Annotated in this window: 29 protein-coding genes; 2 read left to right on the forward strand and 27 right to left on the reverse strand. The window is 41.9% G+C overall.

Annotation, left to right across the window (positions count from 1 at the left end; all coding sequences use genetic code 11):
• Positions 1–78 precede the first annotated feature (78 nt).
• The 25 genes from recN to KVT11_RS11945 form a co-directional block, all read right to left on the reverse strand.
• Positions 79–1,812: a DNA repair protein RecN gene (gene recN, locus KVT11_RS11825; protein ID WP_025207605.1), complete on the reverse strand. Its 1,734-nt coding sequence runs from the start codon at positions 1,810–1,812 to the stop codon at positions 79–81.
• Between the two features lie 34 nt (positions 1,813–1,846).
• The gene (ahrC, locus tag KVT11_RS11830; RefSeq protein WP_007501163.1) at positions 1,847–2,296 is read right to left on the reverse strand and encodes a transcriptional regulator AhrC/ArgR; all 450 of its coding nucleotides are present in this window, start codon (positions 2,294–2,296) and stop codon (positions 1,847–1,849) included.
• Between the two features lie 367 nt (positions 2,297–2,663).
• Complete coding sequence (locus KVT11_RS11835; protein WP_007501164.1) at positions 2,664–3,518, reverse strand: TlyA family RNA methyltransferase; 855 nt, start codon at positions 3,516–3,518, stop codon at positions 2,664–2,666.
• A complete protein-coding gene (gene dxs, locus KVT11_RS11840) occupies positions 3,515–5,416 on the reverse strand; it encodes a 1-deoxy-D-xylulose-5-phosphate synthase (protein WP_007501165.1) in 1,902 nt (633 codons plus the stop codon). Before dxs ends, KVT11_RS11835 begins: the two co-directional genes overlap by 4 nt.
• 151 nt (positions 5,417–5,567) lie before the next feature.
• Positions 5,568–6,464, reverse strand: coding sequence for a polyprenyl synthetase family protein (locus KVT11_RS11845; protein ID WP_206761467.1), 897 nt, complete (start codon positions 6,462–6,464; stop codon positions 5,568–5,570).
• Positions 6,448–6,708, reverse strand: coding sequence for an exodeoxyribonuclease VII small subunit (locus KVT11_RS11850; RefSeq protein ID WP_003215880.1), 261 nt, complete (start codon positions 6,706–6,708; stop codon positions 6,448–6,450). The genes KVT11_RS11845 and KVT11_RS11850 overlap by 17 nt, the downstream gene beginning before the upstream one ends.
• Positions 6,692–8,050: an exodeoxyribonuclease VII large subunit gene (gene xseA / locus KVT11_RS11855; RefSeq protein ID WP_017357964.1), complete on the reverse strand. Its 1,359-nt coding sequence runs from the start codon at positions 8,048–8,050 to the stop codon at positions 6,692–6,694. The genes KVT11_RS11850 and xseA overlap by 17 nt, the downstream gene beginning before the upstream one ends.
• 70 nt (positions 8,051–8,120) lie before the next feature.
• On the reverse strand, positions 8,121–8,972 hold the full coding sequence (folD, locus tag KVT11_RS11860) for a bifunctional methylenetetrahydrofolate dehydrogenase/methenyltetrahydrofolate cyclohydrolase FolD (RefSeq protein WP_007501171.1): 852 nt from the start codon (positions 8,970–8,972) through the stop codon (positions 8,121–8,123).
• A 14-nt stretch (positions 8,973–8,986) separates the two neighbouring features.
• Positions 8,987–9,379, reverse strand: coding sequence for a transcription antitermination factor NusB (gene nusB / locus KVT11_RS11865; protein ID WP_008342218.1), 393 nt, complete (start codon positions 9,377–9,379; stop codon positions 8,987–8,989).
• Positions 9,380–9,588: 209 nt separating this feature from the next.
• The gene (locus tag KVT11_RS11870) at positions 9,589–9,996 is read right to left on the reverse strand and encodes an Asp23/Gls24 family envelope stress response protein (protein ID WP_017357965.1); all 408 of its coding nucleotides are present in this window, start codon (positions 9,994–9,996) and stop codon (positions 9,589–9,591) included.
• A gap of 25 nt (positions 9,997–10,021) precedes the next feature.
• The gene (gene accC / locus KVT11_RS11875; protein WP_007501177.1) at positions 10,022–11,371 is read right to left on the reverse strand and encodes an acetyl-CoA carboxylase biotin carboxylase subunit; all 1,350 of its coding nucleotides are present in this window, start codon (positions 11,369–11,371) and stop codon (positions 10,022–10,024) included.
• A gap of 11 nt (positions 11,372–11,382) precedes the next feature.
• Positions 11,383–11,865 (reverse strand): acetyl-CoA carboxylase biotin carboxyl carrier protein, encoded by a 483-nt coding sequence (accB, locus tag KVT11_RS11880; RefSeq protein WP_008342216.1) that lies wholly within the window; start codon positions 11,863–11,865, stop codon positions 11,383–11,385.
• Positions 11,866–12,059: 194 nt separating this feature from the next.
• Positions 12,060–12,692: a SpoIIIAH-like family protein gene (locus KVT11_RS11885; RefSeq protein ID WP_024718861.1), complete on the reverse strand. Its 633-nt coding sequence runs from the start codon at positions 12,690–12,692 to the stop codon at positions 12,060–12,062.
• A complete protein-coding gene (spoIIIAG, locus tag KVT11_RS11890) occupies positions 12,692–13,327 on the reverse strand; it encodes a stage III sporulation protein AG (RefSeq protein WP_370529232.1) in 636 nt (211 codons plus the stop codon). Before spoIIIAG ends, KVT11_RS11885 begins: the two co-directional genes overlap by 1 nt.
• Before the next feature lie 28 nt (positions 13,328–13,355).
• Positions 13,356–13,988: a stage III sporulation protein AF gene (spoIIIAF, locus tag KVT11_RS11895; RefSeq protein ID WP_007501185.1), complete on the reverse strand. Its 633-nt coding sequence runs from the start codon at positions 13,986–13,988 to the stop codon at positions 13,356–13,358.
• Positions 13,989–14,002: 14 nt separating this feature from the next.
• The gene (gene spoIIIAE, locus KVT11_RS11900; RefSeq protein WP_017357967.1) at positions 14,003–15,196 is read right to left on the reverse strand and encodes a stage III sporulation protein AE; all 1,194 of its coding nucleotides are present in this window, start codon (positions 15,194–15,196) and stop codon (positions 14,003–14,005) included.
• Between the two features lie 19 nt (positions 15,197–15,215).
• Entirely contained in the window at positions 15,216–15,629 is a 414-nt protein-coding gene (gene spoIIIAD, locus KVT11_RS11905) for a stage III sporulation protein AD (protein ID WP_087978339.1), read from the reverse strand.
• On the reverse strand, positions 15,626–15,832 hold the full coding sequence (gene spoIIIAC / locus KVT11_RS11910) for a stage III sporulation protein AC (RefSeq protein ID WP_003153142.1): 207 nt from the start codon (positions 15,830–15,832) through the stop codon (positions 15,626–15,628). Before spoIIIAC ends, spoIIIAD begins: the two co-directional genes overlap by 4 nt.
• A 19-nt stretch (positions 15,833–15,851) precedes the next feature.
• Entirely contained in the window at positions 15,852–16,367 is a 516-nt protein-coding gene (gene spoIIIAB, locus KVT11_RS11915; RefSeq protein ID WP_007501189.1) for a stage III sporulation protein SpoIIIAB, read from the reverse strand.
• Positions 16,361–17,284, reverse strand: a complete 924-nt coding sequence (gene spoIIIAA, locus KVT11_RS11920; RefSeq protein WP_035390790.1) for a stage III sporulation protein AA — start codon at positions 17,282–17,284, stop codon at positions 16,361–16,363. The genes spoIIIAB and spoIIIAA overlap by 7 nt, the downstream gene beginning before the upstream one ends.
• Positions 17,285–17,350: 66 nt before the next feature.
• Positions 17,351–17,632 (reverse strand): YqhV family protein, encoded by a 282-nt coding sequence (locus KVT11_RS11925; protein WP_008342211.1) that lies wholly within the window; start codon positions 17,630–17,632, stop codon positions 17,351–17,353.
• A gap of 373 nt (positions 17,633–18,005) precedes the next feature.
• Positions 18,006–18,563: an elongation factor P gene (efp, locus tag KVT11_RS11930; protein ID WP_007501192.1), complete on the reverse strand. Its 558-nt coding sequence runs from the start codon at positions 18,561–18,563 to the stop codon at positions 18,006–18,008.
• A 25-nt stretch (positions 18,564–18,588) separates the two neighbouring features.
• The gene (locus KVT11_RS11935) at positions 18,589–19,650 is read right to left on the reverse strand and encodes a M24 family metallopeptidase (protein WP_007501193.1); all 1,062 of its coding nucleotides are present in this window, start codon (positions 19,648–19,650) and stop codon (positions 18,589–18,591) included.
• Entirely contained in the window at positions 19,647–20,090 is a 444-nt protein-coding gene (gene aroQ / locus KVT11_RS11940; RefSeq protein ID WP_007501195.1) for a type II 3-dehydroquinate dehydratase, read from the reverse strand. The genes KVT11_RS11935 and aroQ overlap by 4 nt, the downstream gene beginning before the upstream one ends.
• A gap of 109 nt (positions 20,091–20,199) precedes the next feature.
• Positions 20,200–20,727, reverse strand: a complete 528-nt coding sequence (locus KVT11_RS11945) for a YqhR family membrane protein (RefSeq protein WP_035702799.1) — start codon at positions 20,725–20,727, stop codon at positions 20,200–20,202.
• 221 nt (positions 20,728–20,948) lie between these two features.
• Between KVT11_RS11945 and KVT11_RS11950 the strand changes: the two genes are divergently transcribed.
• Together KVT11_RS11950 and KVT11_RS11955 are read left to right on the forward strand one after the other, a co-directional pair.
• A complete protein-coding gene (locus KVT11_RS11950; RefSeq protein WP_017357970.1) occupies positions 20,949–21,905 on the forward strand; it encodes a DUF1385 domain-containing protein in 957 nt (318 codons plus the stop codon).
• A gap of 38 nt (positions 21,906–21,943) precedes the next feature.
• Positions 21,944–22,339 (forward strand): SA1362 family protein, encoded by a 396-nt coding sequence (locus KVT11_RS11955; protein ID WP_007501201.1) that lies wholly within the window; start codon positions 21,944–21,946, stop codon positions 22,337–22,339.
• Here the strand turns inward: KVT11_RS11955 and KVT11_RS11960 are convergent.
• Positions 22,336–23,211, reverse strand: coding sequence for a patatin-like phospholipase family protein (locus KVT11_RS11960; protein WP_008342205.1), 876 nt, complete (start codon positions 23,209–23,211; stop codon positions 22,336–22,338). The two genes, KVT11_RS11955 and KVT11_RS11960, sit on opposite strands and share 4 nt — an antisense overlap.
• A gap of 306 nt (positions 23,212–23,517) precedes the next feature.
• On the reverse strand, positions 23,518–23,952 hold the full coding sequence (gene mntR / locus KVT11_RS11965) for a transcriptional regulator MntR (protein ID WP_003215946.1): 435 nt from the start codon (positions 23,950–23,952) through the stop codon (positions 23,518–23,520).
• Positions 23,953–23,957: the final 5 nt, after the last annotated feature.

A 23,957-nucleotide genomic window follows, 5' to 3' on the forward strand; every position in this document is an offset into this window, starting at 1 on the left:
ATTGATAAAAGAAAAAGACGATTTCATGCGTATATACGGCGAATATGAGACAATATAAAAAGGCAGCTGTTGTTTCAGCTACCCTGTCGTTTTGACATCATTTGCTTGGTGCAGTAATTCTTTTGCATGCTGTTTTGTGAGCTCAGTGACTTCTACACCAGCAATCATTCGGCCAATTTCACTCACTTTTTCATCATCACTGAGTGGTTTGACGTTCGTCATTGTTCTGCCAGCTTTAGCGCGTTTAGAAATAAAAAGATGTGTATCAGCCATTGCTGCGACTTGCGGCAGATGGGTAATACAGAGTACTTGTGAGCCTGCTGCTACTTTATAAATTTTTTCAGCAATGGCTTGTGCGACTCTGCCGCTAACGCCCGTATCCACTTCATCAAATATAATGGACGTCACTTCTTGTTTCGCTGAGAAAATACTTTTCACTGCCAGCATGACACGTGAAATTTCTCCTCCAGATGCTACTTTTGACAAAGATTTCATCGGTTCACCCGGATTTGTTGAAATGACAAATTGCGCTTGATCTATGCCGTTTTTCCCGAGCTGTACGGGTTTTCCATCTAAAAGCGGGCAGTCCGTACTGCCAAAAGGTGCATATCGAATCGAAAAAGCGGTATCAAAAGAAGACTTCTCCATATATAAATCCTTCAATTCAGCTTGAATGTGCTTCGCCAGTTTTTTCGCCCATTTTTTACGGAGCTCTGACACGTTGAGCGCTTCAAGCAATGCATCCCGGCTTATCGCATCAAGTTTGTTTTTAAGTGTCTGCAAATGGCTGTCTCGATTTTGGATTTGGTCTATCTCCTCTTCAATCTTAGCCGCATATTCTAAAATTTCCTCAACGGTTGTGCCGTACTTTCGCTTCAGCTGCTTCATCTCATTTAGCCTAGACTCAATAAAATCAAGACGGGCTGGGTCAAATTCTAATTGATCAAGCATGCTGCGCATTTGAAAAGTAGAATCTTCTAATAAATAATAGGAGTTTGACACTTGCTCAGAGAGCTTTTTCAGATCGTCGTTGATTTCAGAAACTTGCTCAAGCTCGCTTGAAGCCATCCCAACCCAATCAAGTCCTCCCTGCTCATTACGCAGAGCATTATATGCATTTTGAAGCGAGGAAAAGATTTTTTCAAAATTGCTGATTTGATGACGTTCCTCTTGAAGCTTCTCATCTTCCCCAGGCTCTAATTGTGCCGCTTCAATCTCTTCCAGCTGAAATTGCAATAAGTCTAACCGGTGAACCATTTCTTGTTCATTTTCAGACAGCTGTTTGAGTTTTTGCGCCGTCTTCATATATTGATCATACGCTTCTTGATACTGCGAGAGAGCAGGTGCAATTTCATCTGCTCCAAATTGATCAAGCAAATGCAAATGATTTTCATCCTCCATTAACAGCTGATTATCGTGCTGTCCATGTATATCAAGCAAAAGACGGCCAACTTCTCTTAAAATCGAGATGGTGACAAGCTTACCATTAATGCGGCAAATGCTTTTCCCGCTTTGATTGATATCACGGCGAAGAATCATCATTTCATCAGATGCATCAATGCCTTGCTCCTCGCAAAGGGCAAATACAGGATGATCTGCTGGTACAAGAAAAAGACCTTCCAGCTCTGCTTTTTTTTCGCCATAACGGACAAATTCGGATGATCCTCTTCCCCCTACAAGAAGTGAGACAGCGTCAATCATGATTGATTTTCCGGCACCTGTTTCCCCTGTTAGAACTGTGAGTCCTTTTTCAAACGAAACCGTTAACTCCTCAATGATTGCAAAGTTTTTAATGGTTAGTTCTGCTAACACTCATTTGACACCTCTTTTTGTAAACCTGATCTCTTTATAGAAGTTCTAAAATTTTAGACGAAACGGTATCCGTATCATCTGGCGTGCGGCAAATGATTAAGATGGTATCATCCCCACAAATGGTTCCCATAATTTCTTCCCAATCTAAATTATCCATTAAAGCACCGATGGCTTGAGCGTTCCCAGGCATTGTTTTTAGAACGATTAAATGACTGGCAGCATCCATTTTAATAAATGCGTCCATTAAGGAACGCTTTAATTTTGATAGCGGGTTAAACCGCTGATCTGCAGGAAGGCTGTATTTATATGTTCCATTATTTGTTGGCACTTTGACTAAATGCAGTTCTTTGATATCTCTTGATACGGTCGCCTGTGTGATGTTATATCCATCCGCTTTCAAAATATCGACTAATTCGTCTTGTGTTTCGATTTCTTGGCTTGCGATAATTTCTCTAATCTTAATATGTCTTTGACCTTTGTTCATTTTGACCCCCCTAGGCGTTAGAATCTCAGTTTGTCTTTACGTTCTATGTTATATGATGCACACTTCAAAAAACAAGCATTACGTGAGAAACGGTCAATTCTGATCTTTTGACCATGTAAAAAGGAATAATAGCGAGCTATTATTCCTTTCAGCATGTAGACAAACCCTCGCATTCTTTGTCAGTCCTGCGCTCTGGTGCTCACGAATGCCAAATTCGCTCCGCGCCAGTACTCGTCCTTCCTAGGGCTGCAAAGGTTTTCTATCACGCTGAAAAGAAGACAAAGGGCTAAAATCAAGTTCATTTTAGCCCTTTGTCAACAATCTAAAAGGAATAATAGCGAGCTATTATTCCTTTTGTTTCAATAATTCATGTGTCAGCCGGCTCAGGACTGTTTTTCTTTTCTTTCAATACGGCATGGGCTTCTTTGACGACTTTTTCAAGTTCAGATACTGGAAGTGCCGTATTCTCTTCTTGATCGGGATGCAGGACCAAGTGGAGGAGAAATTCGATATTTCCATCTCCGCCTGTAATGGGTGAAAACGAAACATCCTTTACATCATAGCCTTCTTTTGCAGCAAATTGATTCATTTCTTCTAGCACACCAAGATGTACAGAAGGTTCTCGCACAATGCCTTTTTTTCCAACAAGCTCTCTGCCCGCTTCAAACTGCGGCTTTACTAGTGCAATACAGTCGCCGCCTGGGATAAGAATATGCTTTAATGCGGGAAGAATGAGTTTGAGCGAGATAAATGATACATCAATAGATGCAACCTCTGGTAATCCTTCGGTGAAATCTGCCGGAACAGAATGGCGGAAGTTGGTGCGTTCCATGACGATCACCCGATCATCCTGTCGTAATTTCCACGCAAGCTGATTGTAGCCAACATCCACAGCATAGGATTTGACTGCTCCATTTTGGAGTGCGCAATCTGTAAATCCCCCTGTTGATGAGCCGATATCAATTAAAAGCTTTCCTTCAACGGTTAAATCAAATTCTTGAAGTGCCTTTTCGAGCTTTAGCCCACCTCGGCTGACATATTTCAGCGGATTCCCCTTCACAGTTAGCGGGGTATCACGAGCGATTTTTTCTCCTGGCTTATCCAAACGGTTTTCATTTGAGTAAACGATCCCTGCCATAATGGCGCGTTTTGCTTTCTCTCTCGTTTCCATTAGTCCTTGTTCGACTAATAAAACGTCAAGTCGTTCTTTCTTTGATGTCATGATCCAATTCCTTTTCTTGGTGCTGCGGGAAGCAGGTCACGTAACGTTTCAGCAACCTGCGTTTTCGTCAGTCCAATTTCCTCAAGTAGCGCATCGACACTTCCATGCTCAATAAATTCATCTGGAATGCCCATACGTTCTACTTTTATATGAGACGCTTTTTTGTCGTGAATATATTCTAATACGCTGCTGCCAAATCCACCTTGAAGCACCGCTTCTTCTATTGTTAAAATTGGCAAACCTTCAGACAGTATCTCATTTAACATGCCTTCATCAAGAGGCTTAATGAAACGTGCATTGACAACACGAATTGATTTACCTTCTTTTTGCAGTTCTTCTGCTGCCTGCAGCGCCATTTTAATGGTTGTACCGAATGTTAAAATGACAGCATCTTTCCCGGGACGAAGAACTTCCCAAGAACCAATTGGGATGGTTTTCAGCTGTTCATCCATTTTGACGCCTAGTCCATTTCCACGCGGGAAGCGCATGGCGATTGGACCATCATCATATTGAATGGCTGTGTTGACCATATGTTGTCCTTCATTTTCATCCTTTGGCATCATGAGAACCATATTCGGCATATGACGCATGAAAGCAATGTCAAACACACCTTGATGTGTTTCTCCATCTGCACCGACAAGACCTGCACGGTCAATTCCAATGAACACATTGAGATTTTGACGACAAATATCATGCAGCACTTGATCATAGGCTCTTTGGAGGAATGTTGAATAAATCGCTAAAAATGGCTTCATGTCCTGTGTAGCAAGTCCAGCAGCCATTGTTGCAGCGTGCTGCTCTGCAATTCCAACATCAAACATTCGCTCAGGGAATTCTTTTGCAAACCCTTCAAGCTTTGAGCCAACAGGCATTGCAGGTGTAATTGCGACAATCCGCTCATCTTCCCTTGCCAGCTTTCTGACGGTTTCACTGACGAGACCACTCCATGACGGTGCAGCTGCTGTCGGTTTTACAAAGTCACCTGTGTCGATTTTGTATGGGCCTGTTCCGTGCCATGTGCCGATCTTATCAGATTCGGCCGGCTTATAGCCTTTTCCTTTTTTCGTGATGACATGAAGGAGAACCGGGCCTTTTGTTTTCTTTGCGTACTCAAGATTCTCAAACAAATCTTCATAGGAATGTCCATCTACTGGTCCTAAGTAAGTAAAGCCCATTTCCTCAAAGAACATACCAGAGACAAGCAAATATTTCAGACTGTCCTTGATACGTTCTGCTGTTGCAGCAAGCTTCCCGCCTACTGCTGGGATACGCTTGAATAAGTATTCAAGCTCGTCCTTTACCCATTGGTATTTACCAGCTGTACGTAGTCTGCCAAGCATTGTATGGATCGCCCCAACGTTTGGCGCAATACTCATTTCATTGTCGTTTAAGATCACAATCATGTCTTTTTTTTCATCCCCGATATGGTTCAGTGCTTCTAACGCCATACCGCCGGTTAGTGCACCATCGCCGATAATCGGGAGAATGTATTCATCTGTTCCTTTAATGTCACGCGCTGCCGCCATTCCCATTGCACCAGATAATGAGGTTGAACTGTGTCCAGTTTCCCAAACATCATGTTCACTTTCATTTCGTTTAGGGAACCCGCAGAGCCCTTTATACTGACGAAGTGTATCAAACTCGGCGCCTCTTCCAGTTAACAGCTTGTGAACGTAAGACTGATGTCCAACATCCCAAAGAAATTTGTCTTTCGGGCTGTCAAATACTTTGTGAAGTGCAACAGTAAGTTCAACGACACCAAGGTTTGGACCAATGTGCCCACCAGAGTTCGCTAACGACTCAATTAAAAACGTGCGAATGTCCGCACTCAGCTCCTCTAATTCTGCATTTGACATTCCTTTTAGAAACGTTGGATTTTTTATTGATAAAAGATCCAATCAGGATCAACTCGCTTTCAACAAAATTTCTATCTACATATATAATGCCTTATTCCTATGAAAACCAATTCAGGAATAAGAGTTGTCTCATCATGATAAACTGTTTACAGTTTACCACAATTGCTCGAGGACCCTCAAATCTAGGCTGTTTTTAGTGATCTCGTGAGGCAATCAGATCGCATAAATCATGCAGCAAGTTTTGCTCCAACTCAAGATTTGAGACAATTTCTTTCGCACGAGTGATATGTTCATCCAGCTTTTCTTTTGCTCCTGAAAGCGTTAATAAAGAAGGATATGTCGACTTTTCATTTGCTGTATCGGAGCCGATCCGCTTTCCTATTTTCTCTTCGCTGCCTTCAAGATCTAAAATATCATCACGGATTTGAAAAGCAATGCCAATATGATAGCTGAATTCTCTCAGCTTTTCGATCTCATCATCAGGTGCACCTGCCAGTATCGCACCAGCAACCACACTAAAGGTGAGTAGCTTTCCTGTTTTGCGGGCATGAATCGATTCTAATTCAGAAAGAGGGATTTGTTTCTGTTCTGCTTCCATATCATCAAATTGCCCGCCAACCATTCCGAGTGCACCTGCTGATGTAACAAGTTCATCGATGATTCGAAGCTTTTGATCAGCAGGTACATCGTCAGATAATTGCGATGTGATCAGACGGAAGCTTTCAGTGAGCAGCGCATCACCTGCAAGAACAGCTGTTGCCTCGCCGTATACTTTATGGTTGGTCGGCTTTCCTCTGCGCAGATCATCATCGTCCATACAAGGAAGATCATCATGTATCAACGAATACGTATGAATCATTTCCACTGCACAGCCTACTGGTATACCGTCTTCTTCCCTTTTTCCATACGCATTTAAAAGAGCAAGAACAAGCACAGGACGCAGTCTTTTTCCGCCAGCTTTCAGAGAATAAAGCATAGAAGATTTCAGCTCTTCTGGAATAGACAATTCCTGCACATATGTAAATAAATAATCTTCAATTGCTTGTTTTCGTGTTGTTAAAAATTCGTTTAAGTTACTTGTCACCAGCATCTGCCTCCTTCACTGAAAAAGGAGCCAGTTCACCGTCCTCTTTTAAAATGAAATCCATTTGCTTTTCAACATGCTGTAATTTTTCATGGCAAAGTTTTGAGAGTGTCATACCCTCTTGGAAATAGTGGATGGCTTGTTCAAGCGGTACATCGCCTTCTTCGAGCTTTCCCACAATCTCTTCAAGTCCTTTCATGGCCTCTTCAAATGTCATTTGTTCTTCTTTTTGTTTATTTGATTCTGTCATGATGATTGCCCTCCTTCTCAATAACCTCACAAATCAGACGTCCATCCTTCATTGTAATCGTCAGTTGATCCTTCGTTTCTACTTGATTCACACTTTTAATGAGCTCATCTTCTTTATAGGCTAAACTATAGCCTCTTTCCATGACTTGAAGCGGATTTAATGCATTTAGTTTACCAAGAACCGATTGGAACTGCGAATGAATTGTTTTCATTTGCACATTCATGCTCCGAACGAGCTGTTCTGTTTCATTGGCGTGACGTTTTTTCGCCTGAAGCAGCTGCTCTTTTGGATGAAGCGGCTTCAGTCTATATGTTTGGCGGTCAAGTTGACTGCGTTTTTGTTCCATTTGTCTTGTCAGCTGTTTTTGAAAACGATCAAATACCATATCGAATTGCTGCTCTTTTTGCTCTTGTAATCGTTTTGGAAAACGGAAAGCATAGGAGGATTGAAGTGCCACAAGACGGTCTTTTGCTTGTGACGTTCGATTTTTTACCGCTCTTGTTAACCGAATATCGATTGATTTGATTCGTTCGATTAAGTCGGCAGTGCTTGGAACAGCTAGTTCTGCTGCTCCTGTTGGTGTGGGTGCTCTCATGTCTGCAGTGAAATCACTAATGGTAAAGTCTGTTTCGTGCCCAACCGCAGAAATGATTGGAATGTCTGATGCGAAGATCGCTCTTGCGACTGCTTCTTCATTAAAGGCCCAAAGTTCTTCGATCGATCCTCCGCCTCTCCCGACAATCAAGACATCACAAAGCTGTTTTTCATTGGCTTCTTTAATCCGTTCCACAATCGAACGCGGAGCATTTTCTCCTTGGACTAATGCCGGAAGCACAATGATCTTGGCCTGCTGATAGCGCCGATTGATCGTGGTAATGACATCTCGAACAGCTGCTCCTGTTGGGGATGTAATAACACCAACAACCTCTGGAAATTCAGGAATTGTTTTTTTATAGCGCTCATCAAATAAGCCTTCACTTGCTAGTTTCTTCTTCAGCTCTTCATAGGCAAGATGAAGAGCACCAACACCATCAGGCTGCATTTCTTTTGCATATAATTGATAGCTTCCGCTCGGTTCGTAGACTTGAATTCCGCCTCGTACGAACACTTTCATCCCGCTCTTTGGTGAAAAAGGCAGCTTGGACGCGGAGCGCTGGAACATGACGGCTTGCATACGTGCATTTTCGTCCTTTAAGGTGAAATAAACATGACCTCTTGAATGAATCTTCACATTTGATAACTCACCTTTGATCCAAATATCTTCTAAATGAGGGTCAACATCAAATTTTCTTTTTATGTATTTTGTAAGGGCTGTGACCGTCACAAAGGCTTTTTCACTCATGACGTATTCCTCCTCTTCAAAAACGCACATTCATCCACCGGCAGCACGCAGGTGGATGAATGGATCAAGCTTATGATAATGTACGTTTTGCTGATTTAACCGTATTGTGTGCAAGCATCGTAATTGTCATTGGACCCACTCCGCCAGGGACTGGTGTGATGTAAGAAGCTTTTTCTTTTGCTGCTTCAAAGTCAACGTCCCCTACAAGTTTCCCCGTTTCTAGACGATTGACTCCTACATCAATGACAATAGCGCCTTCTTTAATTTGGTCAGCTTTAATAAAGTTTGCTCGACCGACGGCAACAACTAAAATGTCCGCTTTTAACGTATGTTCTGAAATGTTCGCCGTTCTTGAATGACAGTAGGTGACGGTTGCATTTTCGTTTAATAGCAATTGTCCAACTGGTTTGCCGACGATATTGCTTCGTCCTACAACGACCACTTCTTTACCAGAGAGATCCACACCTGTTTTGTTCAATAATTCAACAATACCTGCTGGTGTGCAAGGGAGGAATGTGTCTTCCCCAAGTAGCATTTTCCCGATATTCAGCGGATGAAAACCATCTACGTCTTTCTCTGGTGAAATTCGTTCAATGACGGCTTTTTCAGAAATATGTTTTGGCAGTGGAAGCTGAACAAGAATTCCGTGGAATTGATCATTTGCATTGTACTGATCAATCATCTTTAGCAATTCCTCTTCTGTTAAAGAAGCATCTAAATGATCAAGCTGGAAATGCATGCCCATAGCTTCTGCTGCTTTTTTCTTCCCGCGTACGTAAGAAAGTGAAGCCGGATCATCACCGATTAGAATAACGGCAAGACCAGGTGTGACTCCTTTTTGTTTTAGCTCTTCTACTTCTTTTGCTAATTGTTCACGCTTTTCTTTTGCTGTTTCTTTCCCATCGATGATTGTTGCTGTCATGTCGAATCCTCCTATTACTGCTTTAGGTCATTTTTAATGTTTGAAAGTACACCATTTACAAATTTCGGCGCCTTATCGTCACCGAACAATTTAGCCAGTTCAATGGCTTCATTCATTGAAACACTCACCGGGATATCTTCTTGATATACCATTTCGTACACAGACAGCCTTAAAATGGCTCTGTCTACGTTCGCAATACGATCAAGTTTCCAATTCACAAGATGCTGTGAAATCATGTCATCGAGCTTGTCCTTTTGTTCGAGCACACCGAAAACCAGTTCCTCGAAAAAAGGATCTGATTCTTGTTCATCCAGCGCATGTGTAATGGCCTCTTTCGGATCAATATTGCTGACATCAATTTGAAATAATGTTTGTAGCGCCTTTTCTCTTGCAGTTCTTCTTTTCATTATTTACTCCTTTAACCACTTTATCCGCTTGTCGTTAAGCCATACAGAGATCATAACATATTTTGACCGCAGTCGCACCAAGATCCATGCGAGCTGTGACGAAAAACGAATCACTCCATGCGTGACGTAATCATCATGTTGAATTTTCCCAAAAATAGGCTTTAAAAAACCAAAGAGGCAATGCCTCCTTGGTTTCACTTCAAACCTTTTTACATTTCTTGATCAACTTCGGCTTCAGCTGTTTTTGTATCAAATTGAATGCCGACGACATGAATGTTGATTTCATTAATTGTTAAGGCCGTCATGTTTAAAAGGGTTTGACGGATATTTTCTTGAACAGCAGTGGATACCTTTGGAATGGATAGGCCAAATTCAACCACACAATACACATCAATTGTGATGCCTTCATCAGAGACATCTACTTTCACACCTTTACGGTGATTTTTCTTCCCAAAGCGTTCTGCCACATCAGCAGCGAAGTTGCCGCGCATTTCCGCAATTCCTTCGACCTCTGATGCAGCGATCCCAGCAATGACTTCAATCACTTCTGGCGCAATTTGCACTTTTCCCAATTGATCTTCATCAAGGTTCATTTCAAGCAAATTGTTTTCTGACACGATCATTCACCTCCGAAAGCTGTTATTATTTCATAATTTGATATGTTTCTAAAAACTTCGTATTAAAATTACCGCTCACAAATGTTTCGTGCTCTAGTAATCTGAGGTGGAATGGAATCGTTGTGTAGACTCCTTCAATGACGAATTCTTGAAGCGCACGTTTCATTCTTGCAATTGCTTCTTCTCTCGTTTTACCATATGTGATCACTTTCGCAATCATACTATCGTAATATGGCGGAATCACATAACCAGGATAAGCGGCAGAATCAACACGTACTCCTAAACCGCCTGGCGGAAGGTACATTTTAATTTCACCAGCAGAAGGCATGAAATTTTTCTCAGGGTTCTCTGCATTAATACGACATTCAATCGCCCAGCCTTCGTATACGACATCCTCTTGCGTAAGGGAAAGCTTTTCACCTGAAGCTACTTTGATCTGTTCTTTGATCAAATCAACACCAGTGACCATTTCCGTTACAGGATGCTCTACTTGGATACGTGTATTCATTTCCATGAAGTAAAACTTCTCTTCATTATAATCGTAAATGAATTCAACCGTTCCGGCACCTGTGTATTCAACAGCTTCGGCTGCTTTTACGGCAGCTTCACCCATTTGCTCACGAATATCTGCATTTAGTGCAGGTGATGGCGTTTCTTCCAGAAGCTTTTGCATTCTTCTTTGGATAGAACAATCACGTTCACCTAAGTGAATAGTATTTCCATGTTGATCAGCAAGGACTTGAATTTCAACGTGTCTAAAGTCTTCAATGAATTTCTCCAAATAGACACCTGGGTTCCCGAAGTTTTGAGCTGCTTCCTGCTGCGTGATGGTGACACCGTTAATGAGCTCTTCTTCTGTGCGAGCCACACGGATACCTTTACCACCGCCGCCTGCAGTTGCTTTAATAATGACAGGATACCCAATACCAGCTGCTGTTGAAACAGCATCATCAAGATCTTTTACAATTCCTTGAGAACCAGGGACAATTGGAACACCAGCTTGCTTCATTGTTTCTCTTGCCACATCTTTCGTTCCCATTTTGGAAATTGCTGACGCAGTTGGTCCAACAAAGATGACATTACATTCCTCGCAAAGCTCTGCAAAGTCTGCATTTTCAGCAAGGAAACCATATCCTGGATGAATGGCATCTGTACCTGTTAGTTTTGCCACACTGACAATATTTGTCACATTTAAATAACTATCTTTTGAAGCAGTCGGTCCGATGCAATATGCTTCATCAGCCATTTGAACATGCAGCGCATCACGATCCGCTTCAGAAAATACCGCAACTGTTTCAATTCCAAGCTCTTTACAAGCACGGATGATTCTAACTGCGATTTCTCCTCTGTTTGCAATTAATAGCTTTTTAATCATGATCGTACTCCTTACTCTGCTTTCACTAGAAAGAGGGGTTGTCCGAATTCTACAAGCTGACCGTTTTCAGCTAATACTTCGACGATTTCGCCTTTTACTTCTGCTTCGATTTCATTAAACAGTTTCATCGCTTCAACGATACATACAACTGAGTTTTCCTTCACTTTAGAACCTGTTGTCACATATGGATCTGCTTCTGGTGAAGAAGAAGCGTAAAATGTGCCAACCATTGGGGATGTGATTTTATGCAGGTTTTCAGACGCGGCTTTCTCTTGTGCAGGGGCTTCGGTCTGAGCTGGAGCTTGTGCTTTAGGAGCTTGTTGAGCTGGAGCTGCTTGGACAGGAGCCACTGGTGCTTGTGCCGCAACTTGCTGAACGACTTCTTTATTTTTCTTTAACTTGATTTTTGCACCTTCGTTTTCGTACGTAAATTCATCAATTGTTGATTCGTCAATTAATTTAATTAGTTCATGAATCTCTTCAATTTTTAACATGGATTTGCACCCCTATGTATGGATTTATCTTTTTTTATAGGCTAGTACTAAAAGTACATACTATAACCATCTTACAGGAGGATTTCGTTGAATTCAACTATTAATGTGATGAGACACCTCGCGCAAGCATCTGAAAAAGGGCGTCAACCCGCATGAAAAAACGCCCTTTTCAGAAAAGGGCGCTTGTGCATTTTTTATTGATTCGATGGCTCAAAAGTGACGGCTACGTTATCAAGCCCTCTCATTTCTTTTGTGACCAAATCAATAATATCTGCTGCTTGGGACTTTGATTTTTTATCAGAACGAACCGTGATGTTCACTTTATCTCCTTCTGCACTGACGAGCGCATCTTTATATCCTTTTGTTTTGATTAATGTCTCCAACTGACGCTCTGTTCCTTCTGCCTCACTAAGCGCTGTCATTTGATCATAAGCTTCACTTTTCTCTTGCGCTGTTGCATCATCGCTAGACACGATTTCGTTATACTCTTCACGCTGCTTGCTGCGCTTATCTTCCAGTTCAAGTCTGTAGGTTGTGAAAAGTTCATCGTCAGTCTGCTCTGAAACAGCCTTTCCTTCTTCTCCACTTGTTTCAACATCTTCTTGTTTCGCATTGGTTTCTTTGTCAGTTGATTTCTCTTCTGCGTTCTTTTCGGTTCCTTTGTCAGTCCCTTTTTCTGGCTCAGCCTTTTTCTCTTCCATTCCTTTTGATTTTGTATCCTCTACTGTCACAGCATTCTCACCTTGTGGGGACATGATATAGTACACACTTAATACGACAACTAAACTTAGCATCGTTAATAGCCAAACCGTTTGTTTTTTTAACATCATTCCGAATCCTCCTTGATTTTTTTAGGGGCAACAGCCACTCTATGGCTCGGTACATCAAGCACTCGTGTAACCGCTTCAATGATGGTTTTCTTTATTTGAACGTTGTCTACTCCTTGAGCAACAACGAGGACACCTCGAATGTCTGGCTTTTTCGTTTGGACAACAACAGGTGTTTCTTCATTGCCATTTTTAATAATGACAACCTCTTCTTCTTTTGTTTGATCCGTGACACTTCGCACGCCGCCTTCTTTGTCTGTTTCCTCGGTTGTAGTGCTTTTATTGGATTTGTTTTTTTCAAACACTTTTAAAGAAGTTGCGTCTACATTTACCACGATGGAAACATCCTCAACACCAATGATCGTTTCTAAAATCTCTTTCAGCTGATTTTCGTATTCTTGTTCAACATCCTCTATCGAGTTGTTTGACTTACCTGAAGAGGATGGTTTGAACACCGCCTGCTCTTCTGAGGATGTTTTTTTAGACGCAGGAACAGCAGCCTCTTGTTTGCTTGATGGCGGTGACAGAATCTGACTGACTAACATGAATGACACGCCGATAATGAAGACAAGCAGTAAGTAATGGTGCTTCGTTAATTTTGGTTTCCCTTCACCTTTTTCAGGTGCTTGGAACATTGATTTCAGTTTTTGTCTCCAGTCCTTGTTATTCATGATCTGCTGCGTCACCTCCCTCAATGTTCAGCGCAATGTGTTCAGGCCGTGTATTCCATACATCTGCAAGCGTCTCTTTCACCCTCGCCATCTCTTTTGCTGACGCCCCGGCGCTTTCCTCCTTTTGCCTGGAGAGATCAATGTCGACCTTTGCCACCGTTTCTACAGCATCACCTGTGAGCGGGACAAGGACTGCTTTGATGCGAAATTGATCTGCCTCCATATTCTGATCAAGGTGCTCCTCATCTGCCAACACTTCTACGTGTTTCATTTCATAGCTCTCCTTCTCCAGTGGCTCCTTTGCGCTTTTTTCTAGTTGGACAGCCATTTGCTTTAAAATATATGCACGCTGTGAAGCTTGTATTTCTTTTTTTTCTAAATTCATCTGATTTTTTATTTCTTCTGATTGCGCTTGGTCCTTCCCTTTCATGATTTCTGAGAAAATTTGGTCAGGATCTGCCCGGAATAACGCAAAGATCGGATTGAGCATCACCACAATTAACAGTAAGCTGACGACCATTTTTGCATACTTCTGCATGCTTGAATTGGGAAGCAAAAGATCAATCACAATCGCAAATAAAATAAATAGGATAATACTTGTGATCCATTCTGTGAGAAAACTCAAATGGTGTCACCTCCTTACTTCATCATCATGGTGAGGTTGCCAGCTGTGATGATAACGGTAATGCTTAAAAAGAACATAAGCGATACAACAGCTAATGCAGCAAATATATAAAGAACACTTTTTGAAATGACATCAAGGCAGCTTATAATCGGCCCGCCTCCTAAAGGCTGAAGAATCGCAGCGGCCAGTTTATAAATGAGAGCGAGCGACAGCACTTTAATTGCTGGGAAAGCCGCAATTGAAATCAAAATGGCGACGCCTACAAGACCAACCGTATTTTTCAGCAGCACAGAGGCGCTGATAACGGTATCTGTCGCATCAGTAAACATTCTGCCAAGGACAGGGATGAAATTTCCGGTAATAAACTTGGCTGTGCGAAGAGCGATTCCATCAGTGATAGCAGCAGATGCCCCCTGTACAGAAATGACGCCGAGGAATACAGTTAAAAAAACAGCGAGCCCGCCAATGGCGACATTTCTTAACAGCTGGGCAAGCTGGGTCACTTTGTATTGTTCGGTCAATGTACTGACGATGCTCAAGATCGCTGATAAAAAAATAAGCGGAAGAACGACATATTGAATAAAAACACCGCTCGTGTTCATTAAAAACAAAATCACAGGATGAAAGAATCCGGCTGAGACAAGCCCGCCTGATGAGGCAATAAGTGCTAATAAAAGAGGAATAAGAGCAAGAATAAAACTAGTCATCGTTTGAATGGCTTCTGTTGCATAAGAGATCGCAACATGAAAACTGTTTAATGCAATAATGATAAGCACCATATAAACAAGAGCGTATGCAACTTTACTAACAGTGCTTTGTTCAAACGCATTTTGCAAAAGCTGCAAAAGCGAACAAAAGATGGTGAGTAATATAAGTGTGCCTAAGAGCTTTCCATTGGCAATCAGCTCATGAAACAGATAATGAACAAAAGCCTTCAGCCACGTTTGGGGAGACAGCTCTTTATCGCCATCGATCATTTCCTTCACTGTACCTTTTTGGCTTTCAGGCAGAAAGCCGCCATACTCATCCAATATCGTTTCCCAAAAGTCACTGATAGAATGAAGCTCTAAGGCATCAGCCTGTCCACCCGCAACTTCTTCTGCGACCGGTTCTTCACTTGATAAAGGCACACTTTCTTCTGCACCTGCATACGGAACGATCATCCAAAAGAACATCATAAACCCTAGCACAGCTGTCACCCGTTTCATCATCATCACCTCTTTTCCATCAAGTCATAGACGGGATCATACCTAGGATCGTCTCAATGATGACCGTTAAAATCGGTACCGCCATGACCAAAATAAGAATTTTGCCGCCAAGCTCTATTTTTGAAGCGATGGCGCCTTGTCCAGCATCCTTTGTGAGCTGGGCACCAAATTCTGCAATATAGGCAATGCCAATGATTTTCAAAATGGTTTCAACGTATTTCATATTGACGCCTGCACTTGCTGCAATTTTTTCAATCATGGAGATAATGGCATAGATTTGATCGATTAAATAAAGGAAAATGACACACCCAGTAAACACAACAAGCATAAAGGCGAAGGTTGGCTTTTGTTCTTTGACGATTAATGCTAGAAAAGTAGCGATTAAACCAAGTCCAACAATTTGAATGATTTCGATTTGTAAGCCCTCCCCTATCCTTGAAATAGAAATACGGCTTTAATCTTCTTAAACAAATCATCCACAATGGTAGCAACCATAAATAAAATGTAGATAAATCCAAGCAGTGTCACCCACTGTGCGTACTCTTTTTTCCCCATTTGATCTAAAATCGTATGGAGAAAAGCCACGACGATACCCACTCCCGCAATTTGGAAAATGACGTTTACATCAACGCCCATGCTCTCGACTCCCTTCTTCTCACATCAATAACAGAATCAGTAGTAACCCACTTAGAAAACCAAGACTTCTCACCATTTTTTCATTTTTCGCTTGGGCAACTTCAGCTTCTTTTTCCTCTGATTCCAAATGGCCTAAAGCTAGCTTGATATATTTTTGCTGAGCCGTCACATCATGCTGACCAAGGGTTTCTCCAAAGTGCTTCAGCGCCTCATATTCGCCTTTTTTTAATACGGTTTTTTTCCATACATCCTCTAGACTTTCATTCCATGCATGCCTCGCAGAAAAGGTTCCAACGTTGAGTTTTTCTGCAAATTGTTCAAATAGCCGATTCACAGGCGGTCCTACTTGGGACGCAATTTGGTCAGCGGCTCTAGCTAAAGGTGTTTGACCATACATAATTTCAGCTTCAAGAGATTGGAGTGCAAACCGGAGCTGGCGGATTTGCTTTGGCCGATCACTGTACCGCTTCGCAAACTCGAATCCTCCCCATGTCGTAGCCGCAACAATGAAAATAGCACCAATAAGCTTTAACATACGTCCACTCCCCGCCTCCTCTTCAGCTCTTGTCCCTCTTGGTCAAATATCCGTCCGATTGTGCCAGGCCCTTTTTCTCTATTTAATTCCACATATCGATCAAACACACGAAGCTGCCATAACGGTTCAAATGATGGCCGTTTAGATAAGTCTTCAAGAGAATACCCATGAGCTGAGACGATAATGGTGACTCCAGCATGGATTGCTTCTAGCAGTGCCTGTACATCTTCACTTTTTCCGATTTCATCGACAATGATGACTTCTGGGCTCATGGACCTGATCATCATCATTAACCCTTCAGCCTTTGGGCACGCATCAAGTACATCAATCCGGTGTCCAAAAGAATGCTGCGGCACTCCTCTTATACAACCTGCGATTTCAGATCGTTCATCTACAATCCCTGTTTTTCTAGGAGAAATGGTTGTTGTTCCTGTACTGACAAGACGTGCTAGATCACGCAGCAATGTCGTTTTCCCGGTTTGCGGCGGACCTATAATCAGTGTGTTACACCAATGTTTTTCATATAAATAAGGGAGAAACGGCAGAGCAATTCCGATCTTCTCTTTTGCGATGCGAATATTAAATGAAGAAATATCTCTTAAGCCTTTGACGAATCCATTTTCGACGATGACCTTTCCAGCAAGCCCAACCCGATGTCCGCCAGATATGGTGATATAGCCCTGTTTTAACTCTTCCTCAAGTGTGTACATGCTGTAATTACTGAGCCTGCCTAATAGCTGAGCCGCCTCTTCACCTGTTGTATGATAGGAAAGAAAGCGTGGTTTTCCACCTTGCATCAGCTCAATCGGGCGATCGGTGCGAATGCGGATTTCTTCTATTTGCGCCCACTCTGCTTCTTTTAACATGCTGAGTTCTTGTCCAATTGAGTGCGGGAGAATATCCAACAAACTCCGCAACGAATTCCCCTCCTTTTTTTCTTCTCTAAAATGTATGATGTATGCCGTTAATTATGCCAAGCCATTTCACTTATAAATTCCAACAAGAATAAATACGACACCAATGAAAATAAACACAAGCTTCGCATAGGATAACTGCCCTGCAATTTGATAGATTCCAATCGTCATCGTGATAATAAAAATGAGCGGCCCGATGATCGCTAATATACTATTGATGACAACCGCTTTACGCACATCATTAGTCACTAAAATGAGGATGGCGGCCGTCAGTTCAATCGAGGCAGATAAAAACCTCATCCCTGCCATGGCAGCAACTGATGGGTGTATACCCGGGAGAAATTGTTTCATATAGAACCTCCAGCTTTTTTTACACTATATGCTTCACTAGCTAGAAGTAGTCTTGTTTTTCAAAAGGAAGAGAGATGGATGAGAGAATAGAGTAAGGGGTGTCATAACGAGGCGTCCTATTTTTCAAATAAAAAAAGACTGTAAACACGAGGTTTACAGTCTCAGATAGTTGACAAAGGGCTAAAATGAACTTGATTTTAGCCCTTTGTCTTCTTTTCAGCGTGATAGAAAACCTTTGCAGTCTAGGAAGGACGAGTACTGGCGCGGAGCGAATTTGACATTCGTGAGCACCAGCGCGCAGGACTGACAAAGAATGCGAGGGTTTGCCTACACGCTGAGACTGTAAACACGAGGTTTACAGTCTCTCTGTTCATTACGCTCTTGAAACGTATGAACCGTCAGATGTATTGATCACTAGTTTATCACCTTGGTTCACAAAGAAAGGAACGTTCACGATTAAACCAGTTTCTGTTTTTGCAGGTTTTGATCCACCTGATGTCGTATCACCTTTAATACCAGGCTCTGTTTCTACTACTTCTAGTTCTACAGTGTTTGGAAGTTCTACTCCAAGTGTTTCATCACCGTACATGACGATTTGAACCGACATATTTTCAAGCAAATATTTCAGCTCATCTTTGATTTGCGCTTCGCTTAGTTCAAGTTGTTCGTATGAACTTGTATCCATGAATACATGCTGATCGCCATTTGCATATAAATATTGCATTGTTTTTGTTTCAATTTGCGCTTTCGCTACTTTTTCACCTGCACGGAATGTTTTCTCTTGAATCGCACCTGTACGCAGGTTACGCAGTTTCGAACGGACAAACGCTGCGCCTTTTCCTGGTTTTACGTGTTGGAAATCCACTACACGCCAAATACCGCCGTCCACTTCAATTGTCAGGCCTGTACGAAAATCGTTTACTGAAATCATTTTGTCATCCTCCTACATTTCACCATCATAATATGATAAGTTCTTTCGGTGAGTGGGTCAATCGTTTATTGCCGTCAGCTGTCAGGACAATATCATCCTCAATTCTCACGCCGCCGACATCCGGCAAGTAAATGCCTGGTTCAACTGTCACAACCATTCCCTCTTCTAACACGACATCTGAGCGCGAGGAAAGGCCAGGTGCTTCATGTACTTCCATACCAAGACCATGTCCAGTCGAATGCCCGAAGTATTGACCGTAGCCATACTTTTCAATGATGTCTCGTGTGATGCGATCAGCTTCTTTTCCTGTTAAGCCTGGCTTGATTTTATCCACACCAGCGTTTTCTGCTTCTAATACGATATGATAAATTTCCTTTAATTTGTCGCTTGGTGTTCCTACAGCAATGGTTCTTGTCATGTCTGAACAATAGCCTTTATAATAGGCACCGAAATCCAGTGTCACCAAGTCGCCAGATTCAATCACCTTTTCGCTCGCTCTCCCGTGTGGCAGGCTTGAACGAACGCCAGAGGCAACAATCATATCGAATGAAGATCCTTCTGCCCCTTCTTTTCTCATGAAAAATTCAAGCTCGTTCATGACCGCAATTTCTGTCAGGCCCGGCTTGATGTACGTGAGAATATGATCAAAGGCATGATCTGCAATCTTCGCAGCTTCCTCTAATATCTTAATCTCTTCATTAGACTTAATCAAGCGCAACTTTTCAACTGATTCTGAGACTGGAACAAGCTCGATACCGCTTGCTTTCCCCGAGTACTGCTGGTAGGTGGCAAATGTCATATGGTTTTGTTCAAAACCAAGACGTTTCACCCCAAATTCGTTTGCCGTTTGGACAGCAGTTTCCACAATGTTTCCTTTATGTTCAATGATGTCATAGCCCTTTACTTGATCCTTTGCTTGCTCCGTGTAACGAAAATCCGTAATAAAGGCGGCTCGATCCTTTGAAACGATGGCAAGACCGGCTGATCCAGTAAAACTCGTCATATAATGTAAATTAAAGCTGCTCGTAATCACTAAACCATCTATGTCTAATTCGGCTAAAAGTTTTCTTAGTTTTTCAAGTTTCATGATACTGCTCCCCCTTCACTGACTAAATAACGAATCGCCAATTTATATCCTTCTAAACCAAGTCCAACGATTTGACCTTGACATACTGGAGCAAGAACCGAATGATGGCGGAATTCCTCTCTCTTATGAACATTTGTGATATGTACTTCGATGACAGGTAACGTAATACTTGCAATGGCATCTCTCAGTGCATAGCTATAGTGGGTAAAAGCACCCGGGTTAAACACGACGCCATCGTACTGATCTTCTGCTTCATGGAGCGCATCGACCAAATCTCCCTCGTGATTCGATTGAAAGAACGTCAATTGAATATTTGCTCTTTCTGCAAACTGAAACAAATCCGTTTCTAAATCTGTTAATGTTTTACTTCCATAAACTCCTGGCTCTCTCTTGCCGAGCCTATTTAAGTTGGGCCCATTCAGCACTAGAAAATGAGGCATATGACCACTCCTTCACCCTAATTCACTCTATATCGATGTCTGTTTCTTTTTCCTTAGAAACCTTTCGTTTCCAAAAATAATTTTATCATATGAAAGGTGGATTTACACTTTATTCTGTCTTTTTCCCGAGTGCTCTTGCAAGCTTCTGACTCGTTAATTCATTGTATTCAAATGAAATACTGTATCCGACAAACATGCCATATAAAATATATAGGCAAAATGTCGTCACAATGGTGCTTTGCTGCAAATCTTGCACTTGCTTCACATCGGGGAATATAGGATTAAATACATAAAAAACAAGCAGCCACAAAACCCCTCCATAAATCAGTCCCATCCAAAAACCTTTTATCCGTTTGAGCAGTCCATAATAAATAAAGGCTGCCCCAATAGATAAAATCCCTAAAAGAACAATACTCATAAATGTACCAAGTCCGCCTTTTTTCCATTCACCAAGCACAAATGGCTGCAACAGCATATTTGGACTCACCTCTGAAAAATGAAACATATGGGTCAGAAATCCGATAAAGCCCCAAAAAACTCCGCCGACAAAACCTGTGGCTGCTGCCCTTGCCACCATTGAAGACATTTGTACTGATTGATTTTTTTCTTCTTGGTTTTTCTTTTCATCACGTTTCATATGAACACCTCCAGCAAGTAGTATGTCCAAAATGTCATGAAAAAAAAGGATTTCCGTGCGAGAGTGTAAAATTTTTATAACAGGGTATACTGGCTAAAAAGAGGTAGATAGAATTCTAGTAGATAATCGACCTGTGAGCTAGTGATTTCCCCTCTTTTCCTGTACAATAAAGGTATAAGGAAATGCATGTAAATTACAGGAAACAGGCAGGTTGATGAAATATGTCCAATCAAACAAAACCTCCAGCATATGGAGGGCAGGCAGTTGTGGAAGGTGTCATGTTCGGAGGTAAAATGAACTATGTGACAGCGATTCGGCGTAAGGATGAGTCGATTGAGTTTTTAAAGCTTCCCCGGACCTCCAATAAACGAACCGCCTTTCTTAAGAAAATCCCTTTTGTCAGGGGTGTTGCTGCACTTGTTGAAGCAAGCGCAAACGGCAGTAAGCACTTAAACTTCTCCAGCGAGCGCTATGACTTAGATCCTTCTGAAGATCATTCTCTTGAAAAAGAACAAAAAAGCTCGAAATTATCAATGATCTTCGGCATTGCTGTGATCGGAGTTCTCTCTCTTCTTTTTAGTAAATTTGTCTTTACTTTAGTGCCTGTCTTTTTAGCTGAACTTGTGCGTCCGGTGTTTTCTGGAAACTTCGCACAAATTGCAGTGGAAACATTCTTTAAATTGATCCTGTTATTAGGCTATATTTACTTTATTTCCATGACCCCTTTAATTAAAAGGGTATTTCAATATCATGGGGCAGAACATAAAGTCATAAACTGCTATGAACAGAATCTTGACATCACAGTGGAAAATGTCCAAAGCCAATCTCGCCTGCATTATCGATGCGGCAGCAGCTTTATTTTATTCACTGTCATTGTCGGCATGTTCGTCTATTTACTCGTACCGACAGATCCTTTATGGGTGAGAGTTCTGAATCGCTTGGCGCTTATTCCGGTTGTTCTGGGCATTTCATTTGAAGTGCTTCAGCTCACAAACAAACTCCGTGACGTGCCAGTGCTTAAAGTGCTTGGCTATCCTGGCCTTTGGCTGCAATTGCTCACAACAAAAGAACCCTCTGATGATCAAGTCGAGGTAGCCATTGCAAGTTTTAATGAACTTCTTCGTTTAGAGGAAGCATCTGCGAAACAAGCATCAGATTCTGCTCATCAAGTGATCTAGTTTATAAATCCGGTAAATTCTTTCGGAGGTGGACAGTTATGAATCGCCGAGTACATCCTGCTTTTACCATTATTTTCGCTTTAGGTGTTTTGGGATTTGTGTATTTACTCACAACGAATCCAAGCAGACTCTTTACAATGCTGCTATCAGTTGTGATCGTTGGAGCGGTTCTATTTTTCTTATTTAGATGGCTGATGAATCGAAGAACTGGAACAGAAGGAAATCTTTATCGTAAAGCAGTCAAACAATCAAAACGTCGCTACCAGCAGCCTAAACCAAAAACGAAAAGCCAGATGAAAAACCGGGTCACTCATTTGCGAAGCGTGCCGACTGACCACAAGTCTAAGCCCGTCCTTCTCAAAAAGAAAAGCCAAACACATTTGACAGTCATTGAAGGCAAGAAAAACAAAAAGAAAAATCGCGCCTTATTTTAAAATGTCCAGCTCTTTAAAAATTGCTCGGCCTTCTGTCTGCCTAGATCGACGAGCGCCTTTTTCTTTTCTGTCATCAGCTGAAAATCAGTGGCAATGACGTGTTCTACAGGAATAAAAATAATATGACGTTCGTGTTTTGTGGCAATATGTCTTTCGTCATGAGCACCACGCATCGTTTCAAATAGAGCGCCAAACAGTTCAAACGCATTGCGGATGGAATGTTGAGGGCGTTCTTTTTCGTTTGGGGTTAATGTGACACCGACAAACGGTCTTTTTTTCTCTTCAGCAAAAAGCCAAATCGGAAAGTTGCTGAGCACGCCGCCATCCACTATGGTACAAATTCCTTTTGAAGACCTCAGTTTGACAGGTTCGAAAAAATACGGCAGACTGCAGCTCATCCGAATGGCTCTGGCGACAGAAAACCGTTCTGGATTTAACCCATAGGAAGGAAGGTCATCTGGAAGGACAAGGATTTTGCCATTTGTTAAATCAGAAGCGACGATTTTGAGCGTATCTTTTTTCAGATCCCCGAATACGGTGACGCCTTTTCGTTTTAACACGTCTGTCAGCCATTTTTCTAGACGGTCACCTTTGTAAAGGCCAAGACGCCAATAAATAGACACCCACCTGAGCATTTTAAACGGAATGAATTGACACCTTCGATCAAGCAATTGATGCTCATCCATTTCGTCTAACAGCTCCCGAATCTCCTGACTCGTAAAACCCGCTGCGATGAGTGAAGCAATGATCGCTCCCGCACTTGTTCCAGCGAGACGGACAAATTGAAACCCTCTTGCTTCAAGCGCTTCATAGGCGCCTGCAAGTGCTGCACCCTTAATGCCTCCACCTGAGAACACACCATCTATCTTCATCAAGGAGCCCCCTTTTCTGTCACACTATTAATAGTGTAGGAGCATTTGCCTTTCATTAGAACTATATTCAAAAAGGACACCCATGCTAAGGGTGTCCTTTCAGCGTGTAGACAAACCCTCGCATTCGGTGTCAGTCCTGCGCTCCGGTGCTTACGAATGTCAAATTCGCTCCGCTCCGATGCTCGTCCTTCTTAGACTGCAAAGGTTTTCTTTCACGCTGAAAAGAAGACAAAGAGCTAAAATAAAGTACATTTTACCCCTTTGTCAACAATTTAAAAGGACACCCTTCGACAGGTGTCCTTTTTCTTAAGATTCTTGATTTGTTTGTTCGTTTTTCTTTTGAATCGCTTTCAGCTGAACGGATCGCTCATCGTTTTCTTCAAAGAATTGGACAAGGTCGCCGATGCGGTCAATGCTGTTCCAGCTGAGATGATGCTCAATACCTTCTACATCATCATAAATTTTCTCTTCATCTACACCAATGATTCTTAAAAATTGCTCTAGCAGTTCATGTCTGTATACGAGACGTTTTCCAATTTTTTTGCCTTTCGGGGTTAAAATTAGACCACGATATTTCTCATAAATGAGGTATTCATCTTTATCTAGCTTCTGAACCATTTTTGTTACAGAGGAGGGATGGACAGCGAGGGCTTCTGCAATATCAGATACTCTTGCATATCCTTTTTCTTCTATCAGCATATAAATTTGTTCAATATAATCTTCCATACTAGGTGTAGTCATAAAAC

The organism is Bacillus sp. GbtcB10 (assembly GCF_019091365.1).
GTDB lineage: Bacteria > Bacillota > Bacilli > Bacillales > Bacillaceae > Bacillus > Bacillus altitudinis.

Excerpts from the sequence above, each read along its gene's own strand:
- KVT11_RS11955 (WP_007501201.1), top strand. The coding sequence starts at position 21,944 with ATGAATCGCCGAGTACATCCTGCTTTTACCATTATTTTCGCTTTAGGT.
- nusB (WP_008342218.1), bottom strand. The coding sequence starts at position 9,379 with ATGAAAAGAAGAACTGCAAGAGAAAAGGCGCTACAAACATTATTTCAA.
- spoIIIAG (WP_370529232.1), bottom strand. The coding sequence starts at position 13,327 with ATGTTCCAAGCACCTGAAAAAGGTGAAGGGAAACCAAAATTAACGAAG.
- xseA (WP_017357964.1), bottom strand. The coding sequence starts at position 8,050 with ATGAGTGAAAAAGCCTTTGTGACGGTCACAGCCCTTACAAAATACATA.
- KVT11_RS11850 (WP_003215880.1), bottom strand. The coding sequence starts at position 6,708 with ATGACAGAATCAAATAAACAAAAAGAAGAACAAATGACATTTGAAGAG.
- KVT11_RS11885 (WP_024718861.1), bottom strand. The coding sequence starts at position 12,692 with ATGTTAAAAAAACAAACGGTTTGGCTATTAACGATGCTAAGTTTAGTT.
- KVT11_RS11950 (WP_017357970.1), top strand. The coding sequence starts at position 20,949 with ATGTCCAATCAAACAAAACCTCCAGCATATGGAGGGCAGGCAGTTGTG.
- accB (WP_008342216.1), bottom strand. The coding sequence starts at position 11,865 with ATGTTAAAAATTGAAGAGATTCATGAACTAATTAAATTAATTGACGAA.
- KVT11_RS11925 (WP_008342211.1), bottom strand. The coding sequence starts at position 17,632 with ATGAAACAATTTCTCCCGGGTATACACCCATCAGTTGCTGCCATGGCA.
- folD (WP_007501171.1), bottom strand. The coding sequence starts at position 8,972 with ATGACAGCAACAATCATCGATGGGAAAGAAACAGCAAAAGAAAAGCGT.
- spoIIIAB (WP_007501189.1), bottom strand. The coding sequence starts at position 16,367 with ATGTTAAAGCTTATTGGTGCTATTTTCATTGTTGCGGCTACGACATGG.
- KVT11_RS11935 (WP_007501193.1), bottom strand. The coding sequence starts at position 19,650 with ATGAAACTTGAAAAACTAAGAAAACTTTTAGCCGAATTAGACATAGAT.
- aroQ (WP_007501195.1), bottom strand. The coding sequence starts at position 20,090 with ATGCCTCATTTTCTAGTGCTGAATGGGCCCAACTTAAATAGGCTCGGC.
- mntR (WP_003215946.1), bottom strand. The coding sequence starts at position 23,952 with ATGACTACACCTAGTATGGAAGATTATATTGAACAAATTTATATGCTG.
- ahrC (WP_007501163.1), bottom strand. The coding sequence starts at position 2,296 with ATGAACAAAGGTCAAAGACATATTAAGATTAGAGAAATTATCGCAAGC.
- accC (WP_007501177.1), bottom strand. The coding sequence starts at position 11,371 with ATGATTAAAAAGCTATTAATTGCAAACAGAGGAGAAATCGCAGTTAGA.
- KVT11_RS11835 (WP_007501164.1), bottom strand. The coding sequence starts at position 3,518 with ATGACATCAAAGAAAGAACGACTTGACGTTTTATTAGTCGAACAAGGA.
- KVT11_RS11945 (WP_035702799.1), bottom strand. The coding sequence starts at position 20,727 with ATGAAACGTGATGAAAAGAAAAACCAAGAAGAAAAAAATCAATCAGTA.
- efp (WP_007501192.1), bottom strand. The coding sequence starts at position 18,563 with ATGATTTCAGTAAACGATTTTCGTACAGGCCTGACAATTGAAGTGGAC.
- KVT11_RS11845 (WP_206761467.1), bottom strand. The coding sequence starts at position 6,464 with ATGCTGGTGACAAGTAACTTAAACGAATTTTTAACAACACGAAAACAA.
- spoIIIAE (WP_017357967.1), bottom strand. The coding sequence starts at position 15,196 with ATGAAACGGGTGACAGCTGTGCTAGGGTTTATGATGTTCTTTTGGATG.
- spoIIIAC (WP_003153142.1), bottom strand. The coding sequence starts at position 15,832 with ATGGGCGTTGATGTAAACGTCATTTTCCAAATTGCGGGAGTGGGTATC.
- KVT11_RS11960 (WP_008342205.1), bottom strand. The coding sequence starts at position 23,211 with ATGAAGATAGATGGTGTGTTCTCAGGTGGAGGCATTAAGGGTGCAGCA.